This is a genomic window from uncultured Leifsonia sp., from assembly GCF_945957465.1.
Classification (GTDB): domain Bacteria; phylum Actinomycetota; class Actinomycetes; order Actinomycetales; family Microbacteriaceae; genus Leifsonia.
This window is the reverse complement of sequence record NZ_CAMFLC010000003.1, coordinates 144,835-166,695: the sequence shown is the minus strand read 5'-3', so window position 1 is coordinate 166,695 and position 21,861 is coordinate 144,835. Positions and strand designations below refer to the sequence as shown.

23 protein-coding genes are annotated in these 21,861 nt (G+C 69.9%); 15 read left to right on the top strand and 8 right to left on the bottom strand.

Annotated elements, in window-relative coordinates:
• Nucleotides 1-153 precede the first annotated feature (153 nt).
• The 7 genes from Q0Q23_RS03090 to Q0Q23_RS03060 are packed head-to-tail and all read left to right on the top strand — an operon-like array spanning nucleotide 154 to nucleotide 6,090.
• Complete coding sequence (locus Q0Q23_RS03090; protein WP_295119107.1) at nucleotides 154-1,218, top strand: response regulator; 1,065 nt, start codon at nucleotides 154-156, stop codon at nucleotides 1,216-1,218.
• Nucleotides 1,215-2,225: an ATP-grasp domain-containing protein gene (locus Q0Q23_RS03085; protein WP_295119104.1), complete on the top strand. Its 1,011-nt coding sequence runs from the start codon at nucleotides 1,215-1,217 to the stop codon at nucleotides 2,223-2,225. The genes Q0Q23_RS03090 and Q0Q23_RS03085 overlap by 4 nt, the downstream gene beginning before the upstream one ends.
• Nucleotides 2,222-2,974, top strand: a complete 753-nt coding sequence (locus Q0Q23_RS03080) for a PHP domain-containing protein (RefSeq protein WP_295119101.1) — start codon at nucleotides 2,222-2,224, stop codon at nucleotides 2,972-2,974. Before Q0Q23_RS03085 ends, Q0Q23_RS03080 begins: the two co-directional genes overlap by 4 nt.
• Nucleotides 2,971-3,126 (top strand): hypothetical protein, encoded by a 156-nt coding sequence (locus tag Q0Q23_RS03075; RefSeq protein ID WP_295119098.1) that lies wholly within the window; start codon nucleotides 2,971-2,973, stop codon nucleotides 3,124-3,126. The genes Q0Q23_RS03080 and Q0Q23_RS03075 overlap by 4 nt, the downstream gene beginning before the upstream one ends.
• The gene (locus tag Q0Q23_RS03070; protein ID WP_295119095.1) at nucleotides 3,123-3,512 is read left to right on the top strand and encodes a response regulator; all 390 of its coding nucleotides are present in this window, start codon (nucleotides 3,123-3,125) and stop codon (nucleotides 3,510-3,512) included. Before Q0Q23_RS03075 ends, Q0Q23_RS03070 begins: the two co-directional genes overlap by 4 nt.
• Nucleotides 3,509-5,287: a cell wall metabolism sensor histidine kinase WalK gene (locus tag Q0Q23_RS03065; protein ID WP_295119092.1), complete on the top strand. Its 1,779-nt coding sequence runs from the start codon at nucleotides 3,509-3,511 to the stop codon at nucleotides 5,285-5,287. The genes Q0Q23_RS03070 and Q0Q23_RS03065 overlap by 4 nt, the downstream gene beginning before the upstream one ends.
• Nucleotides 5,284-6,090, top strand: a complete 807-nt coding sequence (locus Q0Q23_RS03060; protein ID WP_295119084.1) for a carbon-nitrogen hydrolase family protein — start codon at nucleotides 5,284-5,286, stop codon at nucleotides 6,088-6,090. The genes Q0Q23_RS03065 and Q0Q23_RS03060 overlap by 4 nt, the downstream gene beginning before the upstream one ends.
• An 18-nt stretch (nucleotides 6,091-6,108) precedes the next feature.
• Here the strand turns inward: Q0Q23_RS03060 and Q0Q23_RS03055 are convergent, their stop codons facing one another.
• Nucleotides 6,109-7,305, bottom strand: a complete 1,197-nt coding sequence (locus tag Q0Q23_RS03055; RefSeq protein WP_295119080.1) for a pyridoxal phosphate-dependent aminotransferase — start codon at nucleotides 7,303-7,305, stop codon at nucleotides 6,109-6,111.
• A 183-nt stretch (nucleotides 7,306-7,488) separates the two neighbouring features.
• Here Q0Q23_RS03055 and Q0Q23_RS03050 point away from each other — a divergent pair, with 183 nt between their 5' ends.
• The 4 genes from Q0Q23_RS03050 to Q0Q23_RS03035 all read left to right on the top strand — a co-directional run bounded on the left by Q0Q23_RS03050 (nucleotide 7,489) and on the right by Q0Q23_RS03035 (nucleotide 12,112).
• On the top strand, nucleotides 7,489-9,225 hold the full coding sequence (locus tag Q0Q23_RS03050) for a S1C family serine protease (RefSeq protein ID WP_295119077.1): 1,737 nt from the start codon (nucleotides 7,489-7,491) through the stop codon (nucleotides 9,223-9,225).
• Nucleotides 9,226-9,373: 148 nt separating this feature from the next.
• Nucleotides 9,374-10,417, top strand: a complete 1,044-nt coding sequence (locus Q0Q23_RS03045) for a glycosyltransferase family 2 protein (protein ID WP_295119075.1) — start codon at nucleotides 9,374-9,376, stop codon at nucleotides 10,415-10,417.
• Between the two features lie 2 nt (nucleotides 10,418-10,419).
• Nucleotides 10,420-11,238 carry a CDP-alcohol phosphatidyltransferase family protein gene (locus tag Q0Q23_RS03040; RefSeq protein ID WP_295119073.1) on the top strand — a complete coding sequence of 273 codons (819 nt, stop codon included), beginning with the start codon at nucleotides 10,420-10,422 and terminating at the stop codon, nucleotides 11,236-11,238.
• Complete coding sequence (locus Q0Q23_RS03035; protein ID WP_295119070.1) at nucleotides 11,231-12,112, top strand: glycosyltransferase family 2 protein; 882 nt, start codon at nucleotides 11,231-11,233, stop codon at nucleotides 12,110-12,112. The genes Q0Q23_RS03040 and Q0Q23_RS03035 overlap by 8 nt, the downstream gene beginning before the upstream one ends.
• Here Q0Q23_RS03035 and Q0Q23_RS03030 read toward each other — a convergent pair.
• The 6 genes from Q0Q23_RS03030 to Q0Q23_RS03005 all read right to left on the bottom strand — a co-directional run bounded on the left by Q0Q23_RS03030 (nucleotide 12,109) and on the right by Q0Q23_RS03005 (nucleotide 16,367).
• On the bottom strand, nucleotides 12,109-13,032 hold the full coding sequence (locus Q0Q23_RS03030) for a hypothetical protein (RefSeq protein WP_295119067.1): 924 nt from the start codon (nucleotides 13,030-13,032) through the stop codon (nucleotides 12,109-12,111). The two genes, Q0Q23_RS03035 and Q0Q23_RS03030, sit on opposite strands and share 4 nt — an antisense overlap.
• 62 nt (nucleotides 13,033-13,094) lie before the next feature.
• Complete coding sequence (locus Q0Q23_RS03025) at nucleotides 13,095-13,394, bottom strand: helix-turn-helix domain-containing protein (RefSeq protein ID WP_295119064.1); 300 nt, start codon at nucleotides 13,392-13,394, stop codon at nucleotides 13,095-13,097.
• A gap of 126 nt (nucleotides 13,395-13,520) precedes the next feature.
• Complete coding sequence (locus tag Q0Q23_RS03020) at nucleotides 13,521-13,838, bottom strand: hypothetical protein (RefSeq protein WP_295119061.1); 318 nt, start codon at nucleotides 13,836-13,838, stop codon at nucleotides 13,521-13,523.
• Between the two features lie 138 nt (nucleotides 13,839-13,976).
• Nucleotides 13,977-14,711 carry an ABC transporter ATP-binding protein gene (locus Q0Q23_RS03015; RefSeq protein ID WP_295119058.1) on the bottom strand — a complete coding sequence of 245 codons (735 nt, stop codon included), beginning with the start codon at nucleotides 14,709-14,711 and terminating at the stop codon, nucleotides 13,977-13,979.
• Complete coding sequence (locus tag Q0Q23_RS03010; protein ID WP_295119136.1) at nucleotides 14,712-15,575, bottom strand: ABC transporter permease; 864 nt, start codon at nucleotides 15,573-15,575, stop codon at nucleotides 14,712-14,714. It lies immediately after the preceding gene.
• A 99-nt stretch (nucleotides 15,576-15,674) separates the two neighbouring features.
• Nucleotides 15,675-16,367, bottom strand: coding sequence for a phosphocholine cytidylyltransferase family protein (locus Q0Q23_RS03005; protein ID WP_295119055.1), 693 nt, complete (start codon nucleotides 16,365-16,367; stop codon nucleotides 15,675-15,677).
• Nucleotides 16,368-16,677: 310 nt separating this feature from the next.
• On the opposite strand from Q0Q23_RS03005, the gene Q0Q23_RS03000 reads away from it, so the two are divergent.
• Genes Q0Q23_RS03000 through Q0Q23_RS02990 form a run of 3 tightly spaced genes read left to right on the top strand, consistent with a single transcriptional unit; the run spans nucleotide 16,678 to nucleotide 19,653 of the window.
• The gene (locus tag Q0Q23_RS03000; RefSeq protein ID WP_295119052.1) at nucleotides 16,678-17,772 is read left to right on the top strand and encodes an ABC transporter ATP-binding protein; all 1,095 of its coding nucleotides are present in this window, start codon (nucleotides 16,678-16,680) and stop codon (nucleotides 17,770-17,772) included.
• Nucleotides 17,748-19,325 carry a hypothetical protein gene (locus Q0Q23_RS02995; RefSeq protein ID WP_295119049.1) on the top strand — a complete coding sequence of 526 codons (1,578 nt, stop codon included), beginning with the start codon at nucleotides 17,748-17,750 and terminating at the stop codon, nucleotides 19,323-19,325. Before Q0Q23_RS03000 ends, Q0Q23_RS02995 begins: the two co-directional genes overlap by 25 nt.
• A 49-nt stretch (nucleotides 19,326-19,374) precedes the next feature.
• Entirely contained in the window at nucleotides 19,375-19,653 is a 279-nt protein-coding gene (locus Q0Q23_RS02990) for a DUF3039 domain-containing protein (protein ID WP_295119046.1), read from the top strand.
• A gap of 9 nt (nucleotides 19,654-19,662) precedes the next feature.
• Here Q0Q23_RS02990 and Q0Q23_RS02985 read toward each other — a convergent pair whose 3' ends face one another.
• The gene (locus tag Q0Q23_RS02985) at nucleotides 19,663-20,967 is read right to left on the bottom strand and encodes a nicotinate phosphoribosyltransferase (protein WP_295119043.1); all 1,305 of its coding nucleotides are present in this window, start codon (nucleotides 20,965-20,967) and stop codon (nucleotides 19,663-19,665) included.
• 44 nt (nucleotides 20,968-21,011) lie between these two features.
• On the opposite strand from Q0Q23_RS02985, the gene murI reads away from it, so the two are divergent.
• Nucleotides 21,012-21,830 carry a glutamate racemase gene (murI, locus tag Q0Q23_RS02980; protein WP_295119040.1) on the top strand — a complete coding sequence of 273 codons (819 nt, stop codon included), beginning with the start codon at nucleotides 21,012-21,014 and terminating at the stop codon, nucleotides 21,828-21,830.
• Nucleotides 21,831-21,861 lie beyond the last annotated feature (31 nt).

Sequence of the window (21,861 nt, the reverse complement as noted above, 5' to 3'; positions counted from 1 at the left end):
CCAGCGAGCTACCGAGCTGCTCCACCCCGCGGCACAAGAAATGACTCTAGCACGGTCGTCGTGCGCTGTGAAATCCGTTGTCGGCCCGGGCGCGTCCGGGGTGACTAGACCGCTCGTCCCACTAGAGTCGTGCCAGGACCCAGGAGAGTACGTATGGCGAATTCCCAGAAGTACCGCGTGTGCGTGATCGAGGACGACCCCGACGTCGCCTTCTACATGAAGACCGTGCTCGAGAAGCGCGCGGACGCGCAGGTCGTCGCGGTCACGGATCCGTCGATCGCCCCGGACACCATCGCCTCGTTCGACCCCGATGTCGTCATCACCGACATCGAGATGCCCGGCATCTCCGGCATCGACCTGCTGCGGGAGGTGCGCAGCCGGCATCCAGGCCTGCCCGTCGTCGTCATGACGGCGCACGTGTCGGTCGACTATGCGGTCTCCGCGCTGCGCGCCCAGGCCGACGAATTCCTCACCAAGCCGATCGCCTCCTCGGAGCTCGTCTCGATCGTGAACCGGCTGGCCGAAGAGGGGCGCACCAAGCGGGCGGCGAGCCAGCAGCAGGTGGTCCTCGCCATCGGCGCCCACCCGGACGACGTCGAGATCGGCGTCGGCGGCATCCTCTCCGCGCACCGCGACGCGGGCAACCAGGTCGTCATCCTGACCCTCTCGCGAGGTGCCAGGGGCGGCGACGCCGACGACCGGCAGCATGAGTCCCTCGCCGCCGCGGAACTGCTGGGCGCCCGGCTCTTCCTCGAAGACCTCGAAGACACCCGCATCTCGGCCGCGGATCCGACGGTGAGCATCATCGAGCGGGTCGTCGCCGAGGTGCATCCGGACATCGTCTACACGCACTCCGCCCACGACCGGCACCAGGATCATCGGGCCGTGCACGCGGCGGTCAGCGTCGCGACCCGCAACGTGCGCACCGTGTGCTGCTTCCAGAGCCCGTCGGCGACCATCGACTTCCGGCCGACCCGGTTCGTGCCGATCGACGGCTTCACCGACGCGAAGCTGCGCCTGATCGACTGCTTCCGCTCTCAGACGGAGGTGCGCTCGTACCTCGACCACGACTTCGTCCTCGCCACCGCCCGCTACTGGTCGCGGTTCGGGGGCGGCACGAACTGCGAGCCGCTGGAGGTGATGCGCGACACCGCGGACATCTCCGTCCCGGCCTCCGCCATCCAGACCGACGCCCGAATCCGGAGGAACCAGGAATGACCGCATCGCGCACCCGCGTCCTTGTCACGGGAGCGGGCGGACCGGCGGGGATCGCCGTCATCCGCTCACTGCTCAAGCGCGACGACGTGGAGGTCATGGCGGCCGACATGGACGGTTGGGCGAGCGGTCTCTATCTCGTTCCGGAGACCGACCGGCGCATCGTGCCTCCGGGACGCGTGCCCTCGTTCGTGGACGACGTGATCGCCCTCTGCGCTGCCGACGGCGTCGACGTGCTGTTCTCGACGGTCGATGTCGAACTGCCCGGGCTGGCCGCCCGCCGCGACGACCTGGCCGCCGTCGGGACCGCGCTCGCGGCCCCGAGCCACGAGACGCTGGTGACCTGCCTCGACAAGTACCGGCTCGCGCAGGCGGTCACGGGCAAGGCGAGGATCCCGGAGACCCGGCTGCTCGACCGTGACGGCATCGGCGCCGAGTGGGTGTTCCCGGTGATCGTCAAGCCGCGCAGCGGCGCCGGTTCGCGCGGAGTGCGCCTGATCGCCGATCGCGCCGCGCTGGAGGCGCTGGGGGAGGACACCGGCACCCTCATCCAGGAGAACCTCCCCGGCGAGGAGTTCTCCGTCGACGTCCTCGCCGGACTCGACGGCTCGGTGATCGCGGCCGTGCCGCGCTCGCGCGAGCGCGTCGACTCGGGCGTCTCGATCGCGGGACGCACCGTGCGCAGGGACGAGCTCTCGCAGACCGCATCCGCTGTCGCCGAGGCGATCGGCCTGACCGGCGTCGCCAATGTCCAGCTGCGCTACAGCAGCGAGGGCGTGCCCGCACTGCTGGAGGTCAACCCGCGATTCCCCGGCGCGATGCCGCTGACGATCGCCGCGGGAGTCGACATGCCGTCGCTGCTGCTCGACCTGGTGCTGGGACGACCGGTGCCCTCGGCCGTCGACTTCTCCGAGCTCGCCAACGTGCGCTTCCTCGAAGACGTGTTCCTGGACCCCGCCGACGTGCTCGTCTCCGAGAACGCCGCCCACGCGGAGGGACCGGGGGAGTGACCGAACGCCTGCGCGCGCTGTTGCGCGGCGACTTCCACGTGCACTCCTCCTTCTCGGACGACGCCAGGAGCACACTCGGCCAGAACATCGCCGCCGCGTCGGCGGCCGGCCTCACCGAACTGCGTCTCACCGACCACGTGCGCGCCTCCACCACGTGGGTGCCGGAGTTCCTCGCAGCGGTGGCGGCAGAGCCCGTGCCGGACGGCCTGACCGTGCTCACCGGCGTGGAGGCCAAACTCCTCGACGCCTCCGGCGCGGTCGACGTCCCGGCGGGCCTCACCGTCGGTGCGGCCGGAGTCGACGCGATCGTCATCGGCGACCACCAGTTCCCCGGAACCGACGGGCCGTGGTCGCCCGATGAGACGCGGCGGAGGATCGCCGAGGGACTGTCGGCGGACGATGCGCTCGACCTGCTGATCGAGGCCAGTATCCGGGCGATGGAGCGCACCAGGCACGCACAGCTCGCCCACTGGTTCTCCATCCTCCCCAAGGTGGGGCTCGCAGAAGAGCAGCTCGGTCCCGACCGACTCGCCGCCTGGGCGGCCGCTGCCGCGGCCACGGGGACGCTCGTCGAAGTCAACGAGAAGTGGGCGTGTCCCGGCCCGGAGGCCGTCGTCGCCCTCCGAGCCGCCGGAGCGCGTATCGTGGCGTCCACCGACAGTCATGACGCGGCCGACGTCGGCCGCTACGACCGGGTGACGGCCGTGCTCGACGCTGTGGATGCGATGGAACGGGAGGAGCGGCAATGAGCCCCGTCGACCTCACCCGCGCCCAGCGCGAGGAGCTCCAGCGGGAGATCGACCGCAACCGGCGCTGGGAGCTCCGCCTGCCGGTCTACGGCGGGATCGCCCTCGTCGTCATCGCAGCGGTCGTCGTGGTGCGGGTGGTGTTCTTCTCGTGACCGACCTCAAGCGCATCGTCATCGCGGACGACGACGACGACATCCGCCGTCTCATGGTGATCGCGGCCAACCGGGCCGGCGTCGAGATCGCCGCGGCCGTCGACAACGGGCGCTCGGCGCTCGAGGCGGTCGCCGCGGGCGGTATCGACCTCGCCGTGCTCGACATCTCCATGCCGGGGCTCAACGGGGTCGAGGTCGCCGAGGCGATCCGCGGCGACGAGGCGACCAAGGGGACGCTCATCCTGATGGTGTCCGCCTCGGTGCAGCTGCTCACCGATCACGGTGTCGTCGCGGACCGGTCCGACAGCTTCATCATCAAACCGTTCAGCCCGCGCGCTCTGTCCGAGCGCATCCGGGCGATGCTCGGCCTGGGAGAGCCCGCATGACCCTCGATCGTTGGCTGGGCCGGCTCCCGCTCGATTCCCCGTCCGTCTTCCTGAAGCTCGTGCCGACGCTCGTCGGCTTCGTGATCGCACTCGGCCTGACCTTCATCCCCAGCGTCGTGAGCGCGCATCTTCCCGTGTTCATCGTCGGTGCGAGCGCGGTGATGCTCGGAGCGCTGCTGCTCTCGCTGCTCGTGCCGTGGAGTCGCATCGATGGTCGCTGGACGGTCGGCGTCCCGCTGGTCGCGATGCTGTCGATCGGGTTGATGCGCATCGGCACAGGGGGTTCCACCTCGGCCGTCGGGGTCATCCTGCTGCTGCCGTTCGTCTGGATCGCCACGGAGGAGGGCCGGCGCAACATCGCCGTCGCCGCGGCGGGCATCTTCGTCGTGCTCATCGGCCCGATCCTGGTCGATCATGCCGGCACGACCCCGGCGGATCTGCTCCGGGCCTTCTTCTCCCCGGTCATCTATCTGATCGTGGCCGCCGTGGTCAACGAGATCGCCCACCGGTCGCGCGTGCAGCTCGCGGCATCCCGTGCGGTGGCGGCTCAGCGCGAGGAGCTCCTCGAGCAGGCCGTGCGCACCCAGGACGAGCTCGTGCTCAACGAAGCGCGCCTCAAGACCGCCAACCGTCTGATCCAGAGCATCTGGAACGCCGTGACGGAGCAGTCGGTGATCGGGACCGACCTGGACGGCGTCATCGATGTCTGGAACCCGGGCGCCGAGAAGATGCTCGGGCTGACCGAGAAGCAGGTCGTCGGCCACGACCGTCGCGTGATCGAGTTCCACCTGGTCAGCGAACTGGAGCAGCGGCTGCGCGACATGGACGCGCGCTTCACCACGGTCACCAGCGCCGACGACTTCTCGGCCCTCGTCGACACGGTGCGTGCCGGCTACGCGGACGTCCGGGACTGGACCTATGTTCGTGCCGACGGCAAGCATGTTCCCGTTCAGGTGGCCGCGACCCCGCGCATCGACGAGAACGGTCACCGGGTCGGCTTCATCTTCGTCGCCACCGACATGACGCAGGCCCGCGAGTTCGCTCGGTTGAAGGACGAGTTCGTCGGGCTGATCTCCCACGAGCTGCGCACCCCGCTCAGTTCGATCCTCGGCTACCTGGAGCTGATGCGCGAGGACGAGGAGTCGCCCCTCTCCGACGAGCAGCTCCAGTACCTCGGCGTCGCAGAGCGCAACGCCCACCGGCTGCTGCGGCTCGTCGGCGACCTCCTCTTCACGGCGCAGGTCGAGTCGGGGAGGTTCCCGATCGACATCACGGACGCGGAGCTGCGCGCGGTCGTCCAGGCCTCGGTCGAGTCGGCGACGCCGGTGGCGGCCGCGGCCGGCGTGGCTCTGGAGGTGGACGTGCCCGACGAGCCGCTCGCCGTGCGCGGAGACGCGGTCCGCCTCGGCCAGGCCGTCGACAACCTCGTCTCCAACGCGCTGAAGTTCACCCCGGCGGGAGGCACGGTGACGGTCTCGTTGCGTCGAGAGGGCGACGAAGCCGTCGTCGCCGTGACCGACACCGGCATCGGCATACCCGCGGTCGAGTTGAGCCAGCTCTCTCAGCGGTTCTTCCGGGCATCGACGGCCACGCGCAACGCCGTCCCGGGCGTCGGTCTCGGACTGACGATCACCAAGGCGATCGTCTCAGCCCATGGCGGCCGGCTCGACATCGCGAGCGACGAGGGCGTCGGCACCTCGATCAGCCTCCACCTGCCGCTCGAGACGCCGGCTCGGGTCGCCGAGGCGGTCCCCGGGGCGGAGGCAATGCCGTGAGCGCGGTCGCGGTAGCCGTCGCCCAGTTCACGCCGGGCGACGACCGCGTGCACAATCGCGACGTGGTGGCGGGACTGGTCGCGGTCGCAGCCGCACGCGGGGCACGCCTGGTCGTCTTCCCGGAGTACTCGTCCTACTTCACCGATCCGCTCGGTCCGTCGTTCGCCCGGAACGCCGAGCCCCTCGACGGCGAGTTCGTGCAGTCGCTGGCGGCCGCGGCGCGCGAGCACGGCGTCTACGCGATCGCCGGGCTGGTGGAGCAGACGGGGATCCGCGGCAAGTTCGCCAACACCCTTGTCGCGGTGGGCCCGGACGGCGCGACGCTCGCCGTCTATCGCAAGCAGCACCTGTACGACGCGTTCGGATCCACGGAGTCGGACTGGGTCGTTCCGGGCGACCTCGCCCTGCCCGAGACCTTCTCCGTCGACGGACTCCGGGTCGGCATGCAGACCTGTTACGACCTGCGGTTCCCGGAGGTGACGCGCCGGCTGGCCGACGCCGGCGCCGAGCTGGTCGCGGTTCCCGCGGAATGGGTGCGCGGGCCGCTCAAGGAGTACCACTGGTCGACGCTGCTCGCCGCCCGTGCCATCGAGAACACCCTGTACGTCGCCGCGGCGGACCACACCCCTCCGATCGGGGTGGGCCACAGCATGGTCGTCGATCCGATGGGCGTCGTGCTCGCGGGTCTGGGCGAGACGACCGGTGTCGCCGTCGCCGAGGCGTCCGCCGAGCGCGTGTCCGAGGTGCGCAGGCGCAACCCGGCGCTGCAACTGCGACGTTACCGGGTGGAGCCGATCGACTGAGCCGCTTCCGCGCCCGGCTCAGGTGCGCAGGGCTGCGAGGCGTGACGCGGCCTCCTCGAGCACCTCGACCCGCTTGCAGAAGGCGAAGCGCACCAGCGACGCCGTCCGGAGGGCGTAGTCGTCGCGGCAGAACGCCGCCAACGGCACCGCGACGACGCCCGCGAGCTCGGGGAGCCTGCGGCAGAACTCCATCGCGTCCGCGTGGCCGAGCGGTGCGGCGTCGGCGACGACGAAATAGGTTCCGTCGGTCGGATGCACGCCGAACCCGGCGGCGCGCAATCCGGCCGAAAGCACGTCGCGTTTGTGGGCGAGGGCGCCGGCGATCCCGGTGAAGAACGAGTCGGGCAGGGCCAGCCCCGCGGCGATCGCCGGCTGGAACGGCGCGCCGTTCACGTAGGTGAGGAACTGCTTGACGGCCAGGATCGCGGTGACGAGCTCGGCCGGCGCGGTCAGCCAGCCGACCTTCCAGCCCGTCGTATTGAACGTCTTGCCGCCGGACGAGATCGTCACCGTCCGCTCGCGTGCGCCCTCGAGCGTGGCGATCGGGATGTGCGGCGGCCCGAAGGTGAGGTGCTCGTAGACCTCGTCCGTCACGATGATCGCGTCGTGGCGCTCCGCGAGCTCGACCACGGCCTGGAGGGTCTCGCGGTCGAGCACGGCGCCTGTCGGGTTGTGCGGGGTGTTCACCAGGATGACGCGTGTCCGGTCGGTGACCGTGCTGCGCAGCCGGTCCAGGTCGGGCCGGAAGGCGGGCGTCTCGAGCGGGACCGTGCGATGCACGCCACCGGCGAGGGCGATCACGGCGCCGTACTCGTCGTAATAGGGCTCGAAGGTGACGACCTCGTCACCCGGCTCGAGCAACGCCAGGAGCGTCGCCGCGATGGCTTCGGTGGCGCCTGCCGTGATCAGGACCTCGCGGTCGGGGTCGGGTTCGAGCCCGTAGAAGCGACGCTGGTGGTCGGCCACGGCCTGGCGCAGCGACGGGATGCCGATGCCGGGCGGATACTGGTTGACCCCGTCGCGGATGGCGGCGACCGCCGCGTCGAGGACCGCACCCGGCCCGTCCTCGTCGGGGAAGCCCTGCCCCAGGTTGATCGCCCCCGTGCGCACGGCCAGGGCGCTCATCTCGGCGAAGATCGTGGGTCGCACCGCGCCGTCCGCGCCGAGCAGGCCCGCTCCGCGGGCTGCTGCCCGCCAGGCTCCCGAAACCGTCATCGTCGCACTCCCGTCGTGGCCGTCGATCCCAGGCTAGGGCAGGCGGGGGGTCTCCCTCTCACCGCATCCATTCGGTACGTTGTGGAGAGTCATCGGGAGGCGGAAGGTCGCCCACAGGACCCGCAAATAGAACGCTCAGGTTGGCATCCCAAGCTGTCTAGTGCTTGGAAGGAGCACCACACCATGACCGACACCCCGATCACCCCGGAACCCGCGAAGCCCCAGCACGACGCCGAGACCGAAGCGGTCGTGGATGCCGGCGCGGCGCAGAGCGCTTCGCCCGCTGCCGAAGTGCCGCAGCCGGCTCAGCCGCAGGCGGCTCAGCCCGCTCAGCCGACTCAGCCGCAGGCGCCGTCAGCCGACCACGGCTGGACCGCTCCGGCCGCCCAGGGCGCGGCCCCCGGATCGCAGCCCACCGCTCAGCAGCCGACGGCGCAGCAGCCGACGGCGCAGCAGCCGACCGTCCCGCAGCCCTCAGTGCAGCCTCCCGCAGCGCAGCACGCTCACCAGGCGCAGCCGACCCCGCTGGCCGGCGCCCAGCAGCCCTACGGCCAGCCCACGGCTCCGCAGCCGAACTACGGCAACGGCTCCTTCGGGCAGCCGAACGCCTACGCGCAGGCTCCGTACGGCCAGCAGCACGGCGGCCCGCAGCCTCCCTATGCCACAGCTCCCGGCACGGCCACCGCCGAGAAGCCGGCGCGCAAGCGCAACACGGGCCTGATCATCGCCACGCTCGCCATCGGTGCGCTCATCGGCGGGGTCGCCGGTGCGGGTGCCGGCATAGGCCTCTACTCGGCCACCGGCAGCAACGCCACCATCAAGACCGTCTCCGGTCCGCAGAACATCACCGTCAACGACGCCAACAACGCCACGACCGTGACGGCGGTCGCCGCCAAGGCGTCGCCGAGCGTCGTGACCATCTCGGTCACGGCCTCCAGCGAGGGCGGCACCGGTTCGGGCGTCGTGCTCTCGTCCGACGGGTACATCCTGACGAACACGCATGTGGTCACCCTCGACGGCGCCGCCTCCGACGTCAGCATCAGCGTGACCGACAACAACGGCAAGATCTACACCGCCAAGATTGTCGGCACCGACCCGATCACCGACCTGGCCGTCATCAAGCTCGACGGGGCGAGCGGGATGACCCCGATCACGTGGGGCGACTCCAGCAAGCTCAACGTGGGGGACACCACCGTCGCCATCGGAGCTCCGCTGGGCCTGTCCGGCACCGTCACCGACGGCATCGTCAGCGCTCTCAACCGATCGATCAGCATCGCCTCCTCCGCGGTGCCGAAGTCGAGCGACGGCAACGGCGGCGGGAGCTCGCAGAACCCGTTCAACTTCGACTTTCCGAACCAGGGCGGGGGCCAGCAGCAGCAACAGCAGCAGAACTCCAACCAGGGCACGATCTCGCTGCCCGTCATCCAGACGGACGCATCGATCAACCCGGGCAACTCGGGCGGCGCACTGCTCGACAGCAAGGGCGAGCTGATCGGCATCAACGTCGCCATCGCGAGCGCCGGCGGAAGCAGCTCCAGCGGCAGCCAGTCCGGCAGCATCGGCGTGGGCTTCTCGATCCCGTCCAACCTCGCCAAGCGCGTCTCCGACGAGCTGATCAAGGACGGCTCCGCCACCCACGGGCTCCTCGGGGCCTCGGTCAGCGACGCCAGCAGCTCCAGCAAGGCGACCACGGTCGGCGCGCAGATCAAGGATGTGACCTCCGGTGGCGCCGCAGCGAGCGCCGGGCTGCAGTCGGGTGACATCATCGTCAACTTCAACGGCCTCCCGATCACCGACGCCACCGACCTGACCGCGCAGGTGCGGGCCCTGGCCGCCGGCTCCAAGGCCGACGTCACCTACATCCGCGACGGGCAGACCAAGACCACGTCCGTGACGCTCGGTTCGCTCCCCGCGAACTGAGCCGACCGACGCCCGCCCGGAAGGCCGCCCCGCACCCGCGGGGCGGCCTTCCGCAGTACGGAGAGGCGCGCTCACCGGATCGCCCCGCCCCCGGATCGGGCGTCCCCGGCTGGTAAGCTCGGCCCGACCCGAACGACGAATGGATCAGATGCCGGACGACAGCGTGAACACCCTCCCCGGTGTGTCCTACGTGATGCCCGTCCTCAACGAGGCGACCCATGTGCGGGCCGCCGTGGACAGCCTCCTGGCCCAGGACTACGCCGGTCCGTTCGAGGTCACGATCGCCCTGGGGCCCAGCATCGACGGCACCACGGAACTGGTCGCCGAGCTGGCCTCCGTCGACGCGCGCATCCGCGTCGTCGACAACGTGGTCGGCTCGACACCCGCTGGACTGAACCTGGCGATCCGCCGGTCGCAGTACCCGGTCGTCATCCGCGTCGACGCGCACAGCGTGCTCCCTCCCGACTATGCGCGCATCGCCGTCGAGACCATCCTCGAGACGGGCGCGGACAACGTGGGCGGCCTGATGGACGCCCAGGGGACCACCCCGTTCGAGCGCGCCGTCGCGCGTGCCTACGGCAGCCGGGTCGGCCTCGGCGGCACCAAGCTGCATGTCGGAGGGGCCGCGGGACCTGCGGAGACGGTCTACCTCGGAGTGTTCGACCGCGAACGGCTGTTGGAGGTCGGCCTGTTCGACGAGGAGATCAAGCGCGGCCAGGATTGGGAGCTCAATCGCCGCATCCGCCAGGCCGGCGGCACCGTGTGGTTCACGCCGCGGCTGCGCGTGGTCTACCGGCCCCGCCCCAATCTCTACCGGCTTGCGCGCCAGTTCTTCTCCACCGGAATCTGGCGCGGCGAGCTGGCCAGGCGGTTCCCCGCCTCCAACGGACTGAGATACTTCGCGCCTCCGGTGATGGTGCTCGGCGTGGCACTCGGTGTGCTGCTCGGGCTCGGCGGCGTGCTGCAGGCCGCCCTCGGAGCCGCACCGTGGCTGCTCTGGGCCTTCGCGATCCCCGTCGCGTATCTGCTCATCGTCATCGCATCGGCCCTGGTCTGGGGACGGCGCGATGGCTTTTCATCGTTCCTGTGGTTGCTCGTAGTCTTGCCGTGCATCCATTTCAGCTGGGGGATCGGGTTCATCCTCGGATACCTCTCCCTCACCAGGAACATCACCGCACACACCGGAAGGTAGGCATGACAGCAGCCGGACCCGCTGCGCACGGAGCGCGGCCGTCGTCGATCGCGGAGCTCAAGGCGGTGGCGCAGCCGCCCGAGGTGCGCGGTCGTCGCAACGCCGAGCACTGGACGGCGTCGCTGTACCTGCGCAACCTCTCGCCCTACCTCACCTGGTTCCTGCTCAAGACCTCCATCTCGGCCAACGGCGTCACCGGCCTGATGATCCTCACCGGCTGGGCGACCGCCGCCAGCCTGCTCATCCCGGGCATCGGGGGCGCGGCGCTGGCCCTGGTGCTCGGGCAACTGCAGATGCTCATCGACTGCTGCGACGGGGAGGTCGCCCGCTGGCGCAAGACGTCGTCTCCCGCGGGCATCTTCCTCGACAACGTCGGGCACTACACGACCGAGACGCTCATCGCGATCGCACTGGGCGTGCGCGCGGCCGGGTATCCGTTCGAGGCGCCGCAGGACTTCCTGTGGACCAACCTCGGCACCCTCCTGGCGCTGGTCATCGTGCTCAACAAGGCGCTCAACGACATGGTCCGCGTGGCCCGCGCCAACGCCGGCCTGCCCAAGCTGGCCGACACCCGGGCCGCGTACGCCCCCACCCACGGCGTGGTCGCACGCCTGCGCAGGGCCGCCCGGTTCGTTCCGTTCCATCGTCTGTACCACTCGGTCGAGTTGACGATCATGATCTTCCTCTTCTCGATCGTGGGCCTCTTCATCGGTGCGACGCTCGCCGACCGCATCCTGCTCTCGGTGCTGGTGCCGCTCTCGGTGCTGGCCGCGATCGGGCACTTCGTCGCGATCATGACCTCCAAGCGGGTCCGTGGCTGACCCGACGGTCGGCGTCGTGGTGCTCACCCAGGGCACCCGGCCGCACGATCTCGTACGCGGCGTGGAGTCCGTCTTGCGCCAGCAGGGTGTGACGACCGACGTCGTGGTCGTGGGCAACGGCTGGGACCCCGCCACGGCGGCGCCGGCGCTGCCCGCGGGCGTGCGCGCACTCGCCCTCTCGGAGAACCTGGGGATCCCGGCGGGCCGCAATCAGGGCGTGCCGCTGGTCGAGGGGGAGTACCTCCTGTTCCTCGACGACGATGCCGACATCCCCTCGCCCACCTTCCTGTGCGACGCCATCGCACTGCTGCGCGCCGACCCGTCCGTCGGGATGATCCAGCCGCGGTTGCGCGCACGCGACGGCCGGCCGTCGCCGCGTCGGTGGATCCCGCGTATCCGCAAAGGCGACCCCGAGCGCTCCTCGGCGGTGTTCTCGGTCCTGGAGGCCGTGATCGTCCTGCCGCGGAGCGTCTTCGAACGTGCGGGAGGCTGGGCCGATCCGTTCTTCTACGCGCACGAGGGCATCGAGCTCGCCTGGCGCGTCTGGGACCAGGGCAAGCGCGTCTGGTACGCGGGAGACCTCGTGGCCGAGCACCCGGCCGTGTCGCCGACCCGACACTCGTACTATTACCGCCTCAACGCCCGAAACCGGGTGTGGCTCGCCCGCCGCAACCTCCCGGCGGTGCTGGTTCCCCTCTACGTCGGATCGTGGACCGGCATCCAGCTTCTGCGCTGGTTCCGCAAGCCCGAGATCCTCCGGGCGTGGTTCGGCGGCTGGCGCGAAGGCTGGTCCGCCGACCCGGGGCGGCGTCGCCCGATCCGGTGGCGGACCGTGGCACGGATGGCGCTGGCGGGGCGTCCGCCGATCGTCTAAGCAGGTTCCTGGCCGCCGGGATTCGTCGTCGGCCGGTTCTCGATCGCGGCCGGAGCGTCCTCCGTCCGGGGATGCTTGTCGCGGCGCACGATCCGGCCTGGCAGTGCGCCGAGCGCCGTACCGGCTCGGACGACGCGGCGGCCGGTGCTGCTGCCGAGGCGGTGGAGGGCGCCGGGTCCTTCCGCCGGGGTGAGGGCCTCGGGGATGACGAAGGGTACCGGACCGAACGCCAGGCGCGAGTTCGCGACGACGCGCCGCCCCAGGATGTTGTTGCCGGTGCCGCCGACCACCGCGCCGATTCCGAACGGGATGGCGCGGGCCACGATCGAGGCGCCGCCGCGGACCGCGAACTGCCGGATGAACACGGTCCTCAGCCGGTCGACCAGGGGCCCGACGACCATCGAGGGAAGAGTGGTCGTGACCAGTTCGCCCCAATAGGCCGTGCGTGTGACGCCGGCGCCGGTGATCTGCCCGGCCAGCTGGCGCACGAGGTCGGAGCCCTCCCGTCCGAGCATCATCGTGAGCACGAGTGCGCGGGCGCGCGCCGGGTCGTCCACGGCGATGCCGTGCAGCTCGCTGAGCGACTGGGCGTAGAGCGCCGTCGCCTCGAGGAAGCCGGCCGTCTCGAGTCCGGAGAGTGCGAGGGTGATGCCGGTGCCGATGGCCGGGATGACGGCTGTCGCACCGACGGCCGCGCCGCCGGTGGTGACCGCGGCGAGATAGCGCCGCTCGAGGATCGCGGCGAGTTCGGCTGCGGATGCGCTCGGGTGCCGGCGGCGCAGGCTGCGCAGGTGAGCGAGAACGGCAGGACGTTGGATGCCGAGGAAGCGGTCGAGTGTCGCGTCGACCGCGCGGGGGGTGTCCCCACCGCGCGGCGGTCCGCCGGTCGCGGAGACGAGGGGCTGGGGTCGCTTGGCCATCCCTACCGAGTGTAGGCCTCTGTGCGAAGCCCTCCAGTGCCGGTCGGCAGTCGATCTGCTGCTCAGAGACGGCGAGCCCGCTCTCGAAGGAACTCCGCCGCGGGGAGCACCTCGAACTCCACGGGAAGATGGTCGCGCGAGAGCCCGGCAGTGAGGGTGGCGACGTCCGTTCCGAGGACGCTGGCGATCCGAAGGATGGTCACCAGACTGGGATTGGCGATCCCGCGCTCGATCTTGCCGTAGTTCGTCACGTGCATCTGGGCGAGCTCGGCGATGTTCTCCTGGCTGAGGCCGAGCTCGATCCGAACGCTGCGTACTTTCTCCCCGAACTGCGCTGCAGCGGGCGACATCGAATGATTCATGCTTCATGACTATCCGGTTGCGTCTTCCCGGACCAGAGCGCTCGGTACGTCGGCGTGAGTGCCTGAGGTCGAGGCGTCGGAAAATGCTGGCAGCGGCGGCGCAGCATGCGGCGCCGCTGCCAGAGCTCAGAAACTCACCTGCCAGAGGTATTCGTGTCCGTCGGGCGGGAACCAGCGAACGACCAGGAGCGTGTCGCGGGCGGGGTCGCCTCCGAACAGGCTCGCGCGCACCGCCTCGCCCGGTCGGATGGACGAGGGGGAACTGACCCGCAGGGAGGCGCTGCCCGCGATGCTCACGGTGACCCCGCGCAACTCGTCGGAGCTGGAGTTGACGATTCGGAAGTGCGGGGCACCGCTGCGGTCGATGGTCCAGGGCACCCGGTAGGCGAGGCGCCGGGGTCGGAGCGGGGCGAGGGGGCTGCGAAGGTTCCGAAGGTGTTTCATGCGGCCCAAGTTAGCCACGCCCTCCGACGCTCGAGCCCCGAAATCGGGCCTAGAGACCCCATCCGTGGACAACTCGCCGAGATTCTTTCTGTGGAGGAGTTCTCGTCCCCCCGAAAAGCACGTCTGACCAGCGGTTATCTAGCTGCCGTAGTCCTTGTTGTACAGGTCGAGGACCTCGTCGATCGGGCCGTCCAGGACGAGTGCGCCCTTGTCGAGATAGAGCCCCCTGGCGCAGAAACGTCGCAGATCCTTCTCGTTGTGCGACACGAAGAACATCGTGCGGCCGCCGGCGAGCAGCTCCTCGATCTTCGCGTAGCACTTCTCGCGGAAGGAGCGGTCGCCCACCGCCAGCACCTCGTCGACGAGCAGCACGGGCTCCTCGAGCTGCGCGATCACCGAGAATGCGATGCGCACCTTCATACCGCTGGAGAGATGCTTGTAGGGAGTGTCGACGAAGTCGCCGATCTCGGCGAACGCGATGATCTCGTCGAACCGGGCCTCGATCTGCTGCCTGGTCATGCCGTGCAGCCCCGCCGTGAGGAACACGTTGTCGCGGACCGTGAGGTCGTCGACGAAGCCTCCGGTGATCTCGATCAGGGGAGCAACGCCCTCCGTGACGCGCACCGTGCCCTCATCGGGCAACAGCACGCCCGCGACGAGCTTGAGCAACGTCGACTTGCCCTGGCCGTTGCGTCCCACCACCCCGATGGCCTCGCCGGGCTCGACACGGAACGACACGTTGCGCAGCGGCCAGAAGTCGTCGGGCCGCGACCGCCGCTGGCGCGAACCGAACAGGTCTTTGAACGACCGCCGTGCGCCGCGGTTGCGCTTGAACCGCACGCCGAGGCCGGCGACGTCGATGACGGGTGCCACCTAGATCTCCTTCAGGATGTCGCGCTCGAAGCGCTTGAACACCAGCCAGCCGACGCCGAGGAGGATCAGGGACATCAGCGCGGCCACGATCACCAGGTACCAGTCCAGCTCCTCGGGGAAGAAGGCCGACCGATACAGGCTGAAGATTCCGGTCAGCGGATTGAACGCCGACCAGAAGTGCAGGGAGAACAGCGTCTCCGCCTGCGCTCCCGGATGCGCGGCCACGTACGCCGCGCAGTGCTTGGCCGCGACCCCGGCTCCGCAGCCGCCGGGCAGATCGCGGGCGCTGTAGATGATCGGCGACGCGTAGAAGAGGAAGCGCAGGGCCAGTTTGGCTGCGCGCTCGAGGTCGCGGAAGAACACCACCAGCGGTGCGACGATGAGGCCGACGCCGACGGTCAGCACGATCTGGATCAGGATCGCGAGCGGGAACAGCAGGATGTCGACGTTGACCTTCGCCCCCGTGGCGATCGCGAAAATGGCCAGCACCGGCAGCGACAGCAGGAACTCGATGCCTTTCGAGGCGACGATCCGGTTCACCCAGATCGTGCGGGGGATCATCGTCGACCGGATGAGCTTCGCCTCGCGGATGAACGCTCGTGTGCTGTCGGAGACGGCGCCGTTGAACCACATCCAGGGCAGCAGCGCCGCGAGGAGGAAGACGATGTAGGGGTTCTCGCCGACGCTGCGGTGGAAGATGACCGTGAAGACGAACCAATAGATCGCGCTCATCACGAGCGGATCGAGGATCGACCACAGGTACCCGAGCGCGCTGGTCGAGTAGCGGACACGGAGGTCGCGTCGCGTCAGCAGCCACAGGGAGTGGCGGTACCGCGCGAAACGGGTTCGCTGCGCAGGGCGCAGGTCGACGGAGGTACTGGTCACGAGAACCTATCGTATTGATCGAAGGCTGCGCGTTCGCAGCACACCGACGCGTCGGCCCCTACCCGTGACCGCCGGCGACTAGACGAAGAGGTTCGCGCGCTCCAGGTCTTCCTGGAAGTCCACCTCGACGGCATACAGATCGGAGATGTCGACGGGCTCCACCAGCATGCGGTCCTGGTCGATGGCCAGCTCGATGCCGCGCTCGAAGTAGTCCTGGTCGCCGACGCGCTGCAGCTGGCGCAGCAGGGCGGTCTTGTCGGCGCTGGAGACGTAGTTGATGCCGACCGCTTCGCCGAGGCCGCCCTTGACGGTCTTCGACAACTCCTGGATGTAACCCTCGGGGCCGGTCGTGTACTTGACCTCCTCGTCGGCGACCGACGAGGTGTTGACCGTCACGAAGGTCTGGTCGCGGGCCACCATCGCCGCGCCGCGCACGAGGACGGCGGGGTCGAAGACGACGTCGCCGTTCATCCAGAGCACGCCGCCGGGGCCGGAGGCCTGGAGGGCGCGCATCAGGCTCTTGGACGTGTTGGTCTGGTCGTACTGCTCGTTGTAGACGAACTCCGCGTCCGGGAACGCCTCGATGATGTGCTCCAGCTTGTAGCCGACGACGATCGTGACCGTGACGTCCGAGCCGAACGCCGCATGGATGTTGTCGAACTGCTGCTGCATGATGGTGCGGCCGTCGCTCAGCTCCGTCAGCGGCTTCGGAAGGCTCCGGCCGAGACGGCTGCCCATGCCCGCTGCGAGGATCACTACCTGGGTCGTCACAATCAATCTCCTTGAATCTGCGCCGAACCGTGCAGCAGCCCTACGGTGTGCTGTGCAGCGAGCGGATGGCGTCCGGTGCCGGGACCCGCTCCTCCCGGAATCGTTCTCAGGGAGTTCATTCGCGCTTTACGTGTTTCGACACGCCTTCATGCCTACGCCAGACTACCGGCGGCCCTCGTCCGGGGGCAGGGGTTGACGTCCGTTGTTGTGGGGTCGTTATGTTCCTCACAGGTGATTCCTAGGCGAGGAGATGTCCCCCGGTGACACGGCGGGGGGTACGCAAGCTCGGCTTGCTTGGTACGGTGGCGAGGTGAGTTCCGAGCGCGCGCAATCCGGCCGTACCGAGCCGGGGACCGACGTGCCCGAACCGCTTGGTCGTGACGAGGGGGAGCCGATGGCCGAGGCCACAGACAGCGGGACGGAGCAGGCGCCGCCCGCGGCGCGCCCCGTCCGCAAACGCACGCAGCCCAAGACGGCGGCGGCCTCCGCCGCGTCGAGCACGCGCGCGCCGGCACCGCGCAAGCGCGCAACGCCGGCCAAGCCCCGCACTCCCAAGGTGGTGGCGGCGGCCGACGGTGTGCGCGGGTCGGAGCGGTCCCCGGTGCCCGAGCCCCCCGCGGCTCCGGCTCCGGTCGTCGACACCCGCCCCAGCGTGCTCACCGTCCACGGCGTGAGCAAGCATTACGGCGCGACGGCGGCCGTCGACGACGTGTCGCTCGATGTGCGCGAGGGCTCCTTCTACGGCATCGTGGGCCCGAACGGGGCGGGGAAGACCACCACCCTGTCGATGGTCACCGGATTGCTTCGCCCCGACGAGGGTCGCGTCGTCGTGCACGGCGTCGACGTCTGGACCGAGCCGGTGCGCGCGAAGCACGTCATCGGCGTGCTGCCCGACAAGCTCCGGCTGTTCGACCGGCTCACCGGGGCGCAGTTCCTGTACTACGCCGGCACGCTGCGCGGCCTGTCGGCCAAGACGGTCCGCTCCCGCAGCACCGATCTCGCCGTCGCGTTCGGCATCGAGGACGCCCTCGACCGGCTCGTGGCCGACTACTCGGCCGGCATGACGAAGAAGATCGCGCTGGCGGCCGCGATGATCCACTCGCCCCGTCTGCTCGTGCTCGACGAGCCGTTCGAGTCGGTCGATCCCGTCTCCGCGGCCAACGTGGTCGACATCCTGCAGCGGTACACCGCCGCGGGCGGCACCGTCGTCCTGTCCAGCCACGGCATGGACATGATCCAGCGCGTGTGCGACAGCGTGGCGATCATCGTCCGCGGCAAAGTCCTCGCCGCAGGCACGATCGACGAGGTCCGCGGCGAGCAGACCCTCGAGGAGCGGTTCGTGGAGCTCGCGGGTGGGCGCAAGGCAGCGGAAGGCATGGAGTGGTTGCACAGCTTCTCGGACTGAAACTGCGCCTGATGGGCAACGCCTTCCGGCGCAGCCCGTGGCAGGTCTTCGGCCTGGTGCTGGGCCTCGCTTACGGACTGGTGACCGTCGTGCTGGTCATCGCGGCCCTCGTGGCGGCCCGCGTCGCGCCGGTCGTCGCCGACGTGCACAGCGTGCTGGTGGTGATCGGCTCCCTCGTGGTGGCCGGGTTCCTGCTGCTGCCGCTGCTGTTCGGGATCGACGACACGCTCGACCCGCGCAAGTTCGCGCTGTTCGGGATACCCGATCGCCGGCTCGCCCTCGCCCTCGGCCTCTCCGGCCTCATCGGGGTTCCCGCGATCGTGCTCTTCGTATGCGCGCTGGCCACGGTGATCACCTGGTCGCGCGATCCGGGCGCAGCCGCGCTCGCGGTGCTGTCGGCTGTGATCGTCGTCCCGACGTGCGTTCTGGCCTCGCGGATCTCCACGGCCGTCGCCTCGTTGTTCATCTCGTCGCGGCGGTCGAAGGAGGCCGGCGGCGTCGTGGTCGTCCTCGTGCTGGTGCTGATCGCACCGGTGCTCGTCCTGCTGCTGACCGTCGACTGGGGCCGTGACGGACTCGGCGCCCTGCACGGTTTCGCCGGCTGGCTGCAGTGGACGCCGCTGGGCGCCGTGTGGAGCATGCCGGGTGCCGCTGCGGAGGGTGCGGGAGGAGCGGCCTTCGTCCAGTTCCTCATCGCGGTCGCCACGGTCGGCGTGCTCTGGCTGGTCTGGCGCGCGCTGGTGACCCTGGTCGTCGTCGCCCCGGAGCGCGAGGCGCACGTCCGCGAACACAACGGGCTCGGCTGGTTCGGTCGCCTGCCGGGCGGCCCCACCGCGGCGATCGCCGCACGATCGATGACCTACTGGGGACGGGACGCCCGGTACTGGGTCGCGCTCGTGATGATCCCGGTGATCCCCGTCTTCGTGATCGTCGCCCTGACGCTCGGCGGCCTTCCCCTGCACTTCGCGTCGCTGGTGCCGCTGCCGCTGGTGTGCTTGTTCCTCGGCTGGACGATCCACAACGATGTGGCATTCGACAGCACGGCCATCTGGCTGCACCTGGTCTCCGGCACCCGTGGGTACGCGGACCGGCTCGGCAGGATGTTCCCGCCGGTGCTGGTGGGCATCCCGGTCATCGCCGTCGGTTCGATCGTGACCGCCGCCGTCTTCGGCGACTGGGCGGTGCTCCCCGCCGTGGCTGCCCTGAGCGGGTCCATCCTCGTGATCGGGCTGGGGCTGTCGAGCATCTTCTCGGTGCTGTTCCCGTACCCGGCCACCAAGCCGGGGGACAGCGCGTTCACGCAGCCGCAGACCTCCGGGGCGTCGTCTGCGCTCGCCCAGGCGCTGAGCTTCTTCGCCATCGTTGTCCTCGCGTCGCCCGCGATCGTCTTCCTGGCGCTCGGTCTCACCGTGAACCCGTTCTGGCTCGGCGTCTCGCCGATCGTCTCGGTGCTGGTCGGCTTCGCTGCGCTCGGCGGCGGAATCTGGGCAGGCTCACGCCTGTTCGACAAGCGCGGCCCTGAGCTGATGGCGTTCGCCAGTCGCAACGACTGAGGGCAGGCTCCCCGGGCCCGTCGGCGTGGCGCTCGTTTAGACTGGGACGATGAACGACGCCAGTATCCTCGAGTCGGGCGGTGAGCCCGGAGGCGGTGGACTCAGCACGCTGGAGCGCGAGCTCCTGGAGACGCCGCAGATCTCCGAGCCGGGCGACCACGAGCGTTTCTCGCACTACGTCAAGAAGGAGCAGATCCTCGAGTCGGCGATGACCGGCAAGCCGGTGAAGGCGCTGTGCGGCAAGATGTGGACGCCTGGCCGCGACCCGGAGAAGTTCCCGGTCTGCCCCACCTGCAAAGAGATCTACGAGACGCTGCGGGACGAGTAGGGTCGCTCCTCAGGCGAAGATGGTCGGGAGCACCGGATCGCCGCGACCCAGGCGGAACGCCTGATCCGGCAGCTCCCGCATCGCAGCCTCGCGGTGCTCGCGTGCGCGCAGGGTGCCCGCCGGCCCGAGGTGCTCGCGGTGCAGCTCGCCCTCGGTGATCAGCGGAACGAGGAGGTCGCGGCCGGTGTCGTCCGGTGTGTCTCCGGCCTCCACGATGTGCACGACCTCGGCGACGGCGTGCCCCGAGGCGTCCAGTCGCCGCACCGGGTGCTTGCGGCCGCCGATGCTCGGCTTGCCGTCGGACTTCTTGGCCACCGCCACCCAGTCGCCCGCGTCGTCACGGTGTGCGACCAGCTTGTAGACCATGCCGGATGCCGGCGAGCCCGACCCGGTGACGACCGACGTACCGACCCCGTAGCTGTCGACGGGGGAGGAGGACAGCGCCGCGATCGTGAACTCGTCGAGGTCGTTGGTCACGGTGATGCGGGTCTTCGTCGCTCCGAGCCGGTCGAGCTGCTCGCGCACCCGGCGCACCAGCTTCGGCAGATCTCCCGAGTCCAGCCGGATCGCCCCGAGCTCGGGACCGGCGACCCGCACCGCGGTCTCGATCGCGCGTTCCACATCGAAGGTGTCGACGAGCAGGGTGGTCCCCGGCCCCAGAGCCGCGACCTGCGCCCGGAAGGCGTCCTCCTCATCGTCGTGCAGGAGCGTGAACGCGTGCGCGGCGGTGCCCATCGTCGGCACACCCCAGGTGCGACCGGCCTCCAGGTTGGAGGTGGCACCGAACCCGGCGACGTATGCGGCGCGTGCGGCAGCGACCGCACTGTGCTCGTTGGCTCGCCGCGAACCCATCTCGGCGAGCGGCCGACCGGCGGCGGCGGTCACCATCCGCGCTGCGGCGGAGGCGACGGCCGAGTCGTAGTTGAAGACGCTCAGGATGAGCGTCTCCAGGATCACTCCCTCGGCGAAGGGGGCGTCGACGATCAGGAACGGCGAGCCCGGGAAGAACACCTCGCCCTCGCGATAGCCGCGGATCGTGCCCGAGAACCGGTAGTCGGCCAGCCAGTCCAGCGTCTCCTGCCGCACGACCCGGTTGTCGCGCAGGTACTCCAGCTCGGCGTCGCCGAACCGGAACTGCTCGATCAGCTCGAGCAGGCGGCCCGTACCCGCCAGGATCCCGTACCGGCGGCCCGCGGGGAGGTGGCGCGTGAACGCCTCGAAGACGCACTCCCGGTCGTGGGTGCCCCTGAGCAGGGCGGCGTCGAGCATCGTGAGCTCGTAGCGGTCGGTCAGGAGCGCGGAGGACTCGGTCACGGCTCCACCTTAGCTATCGGCCCGGACGGGTAGGCTGGACTGCTGTGACGGATGCGCCGATTGGGATCTTCGACTCGGGTGTCGGCGGGCTCACCGTGGCACGCGCGATCCGCGATCAGCTGCCGAACGAGTCGCTGCTGTATGTCGGCGACACGGCACATTCGCCCTACGGCCCGAAGTCCATCGCCGATGTGCGCCGCTACTCGCTGGAAGTGCTCGACTTCCTGGTCGACCAGGGCGTGAAGCTGCTCGTGATCGCCTGCAACACGGCCTCGTCCGCGATGCTGCGCGACGCCAGGGAGCGCTACTCCGTCCCCGTGATCGAGGTCATCCAGCCGGCGGTGCGGCGCGCGGTGGCGGCGACCCGCTCCGGGCGGGTGGGCGTGATCGGAACGGCGGGCACGATCTCGTCGCGCGCGTACGAGGATGCCTTCGCCGCTGCACCGTCGCTGGACCTGTTCACGCAGGCGTGCCCGCGATTCGTCGAGTTCGTCGAGGCCGGCATCACCAGCGGCGACGAGGTGCTGCGGGTCACCGCCGAATACCTCGAGCCGCTCCGCCGGGCCGACGTCGACACGCTGGTGCTCGGCTGCACCCACTACCCGTTCCTCAAGGGCGCCATCTCGTACGTCATGGGGGAGGGCGTCTCGCTGGTGTCGAGCGACACCGAGACCGCCAAAGACGTCTACCGCACGCTGGTGAGCGGGGGCCTGGAACGGCGCGAGACGGCCCCGCCGACCATCCGCTACGAAGCCACCGGCACCGACGCCGACTACTTCCTGCGCCTCGCGCACCGGTTCATCGGCCCGGAGATCTACCGGGTCGACCTGGTGCAGACCGGGGTGATCGACCTCCCGCAGTGACGGCGGAAACCCGCTGCCACGACCACCACCG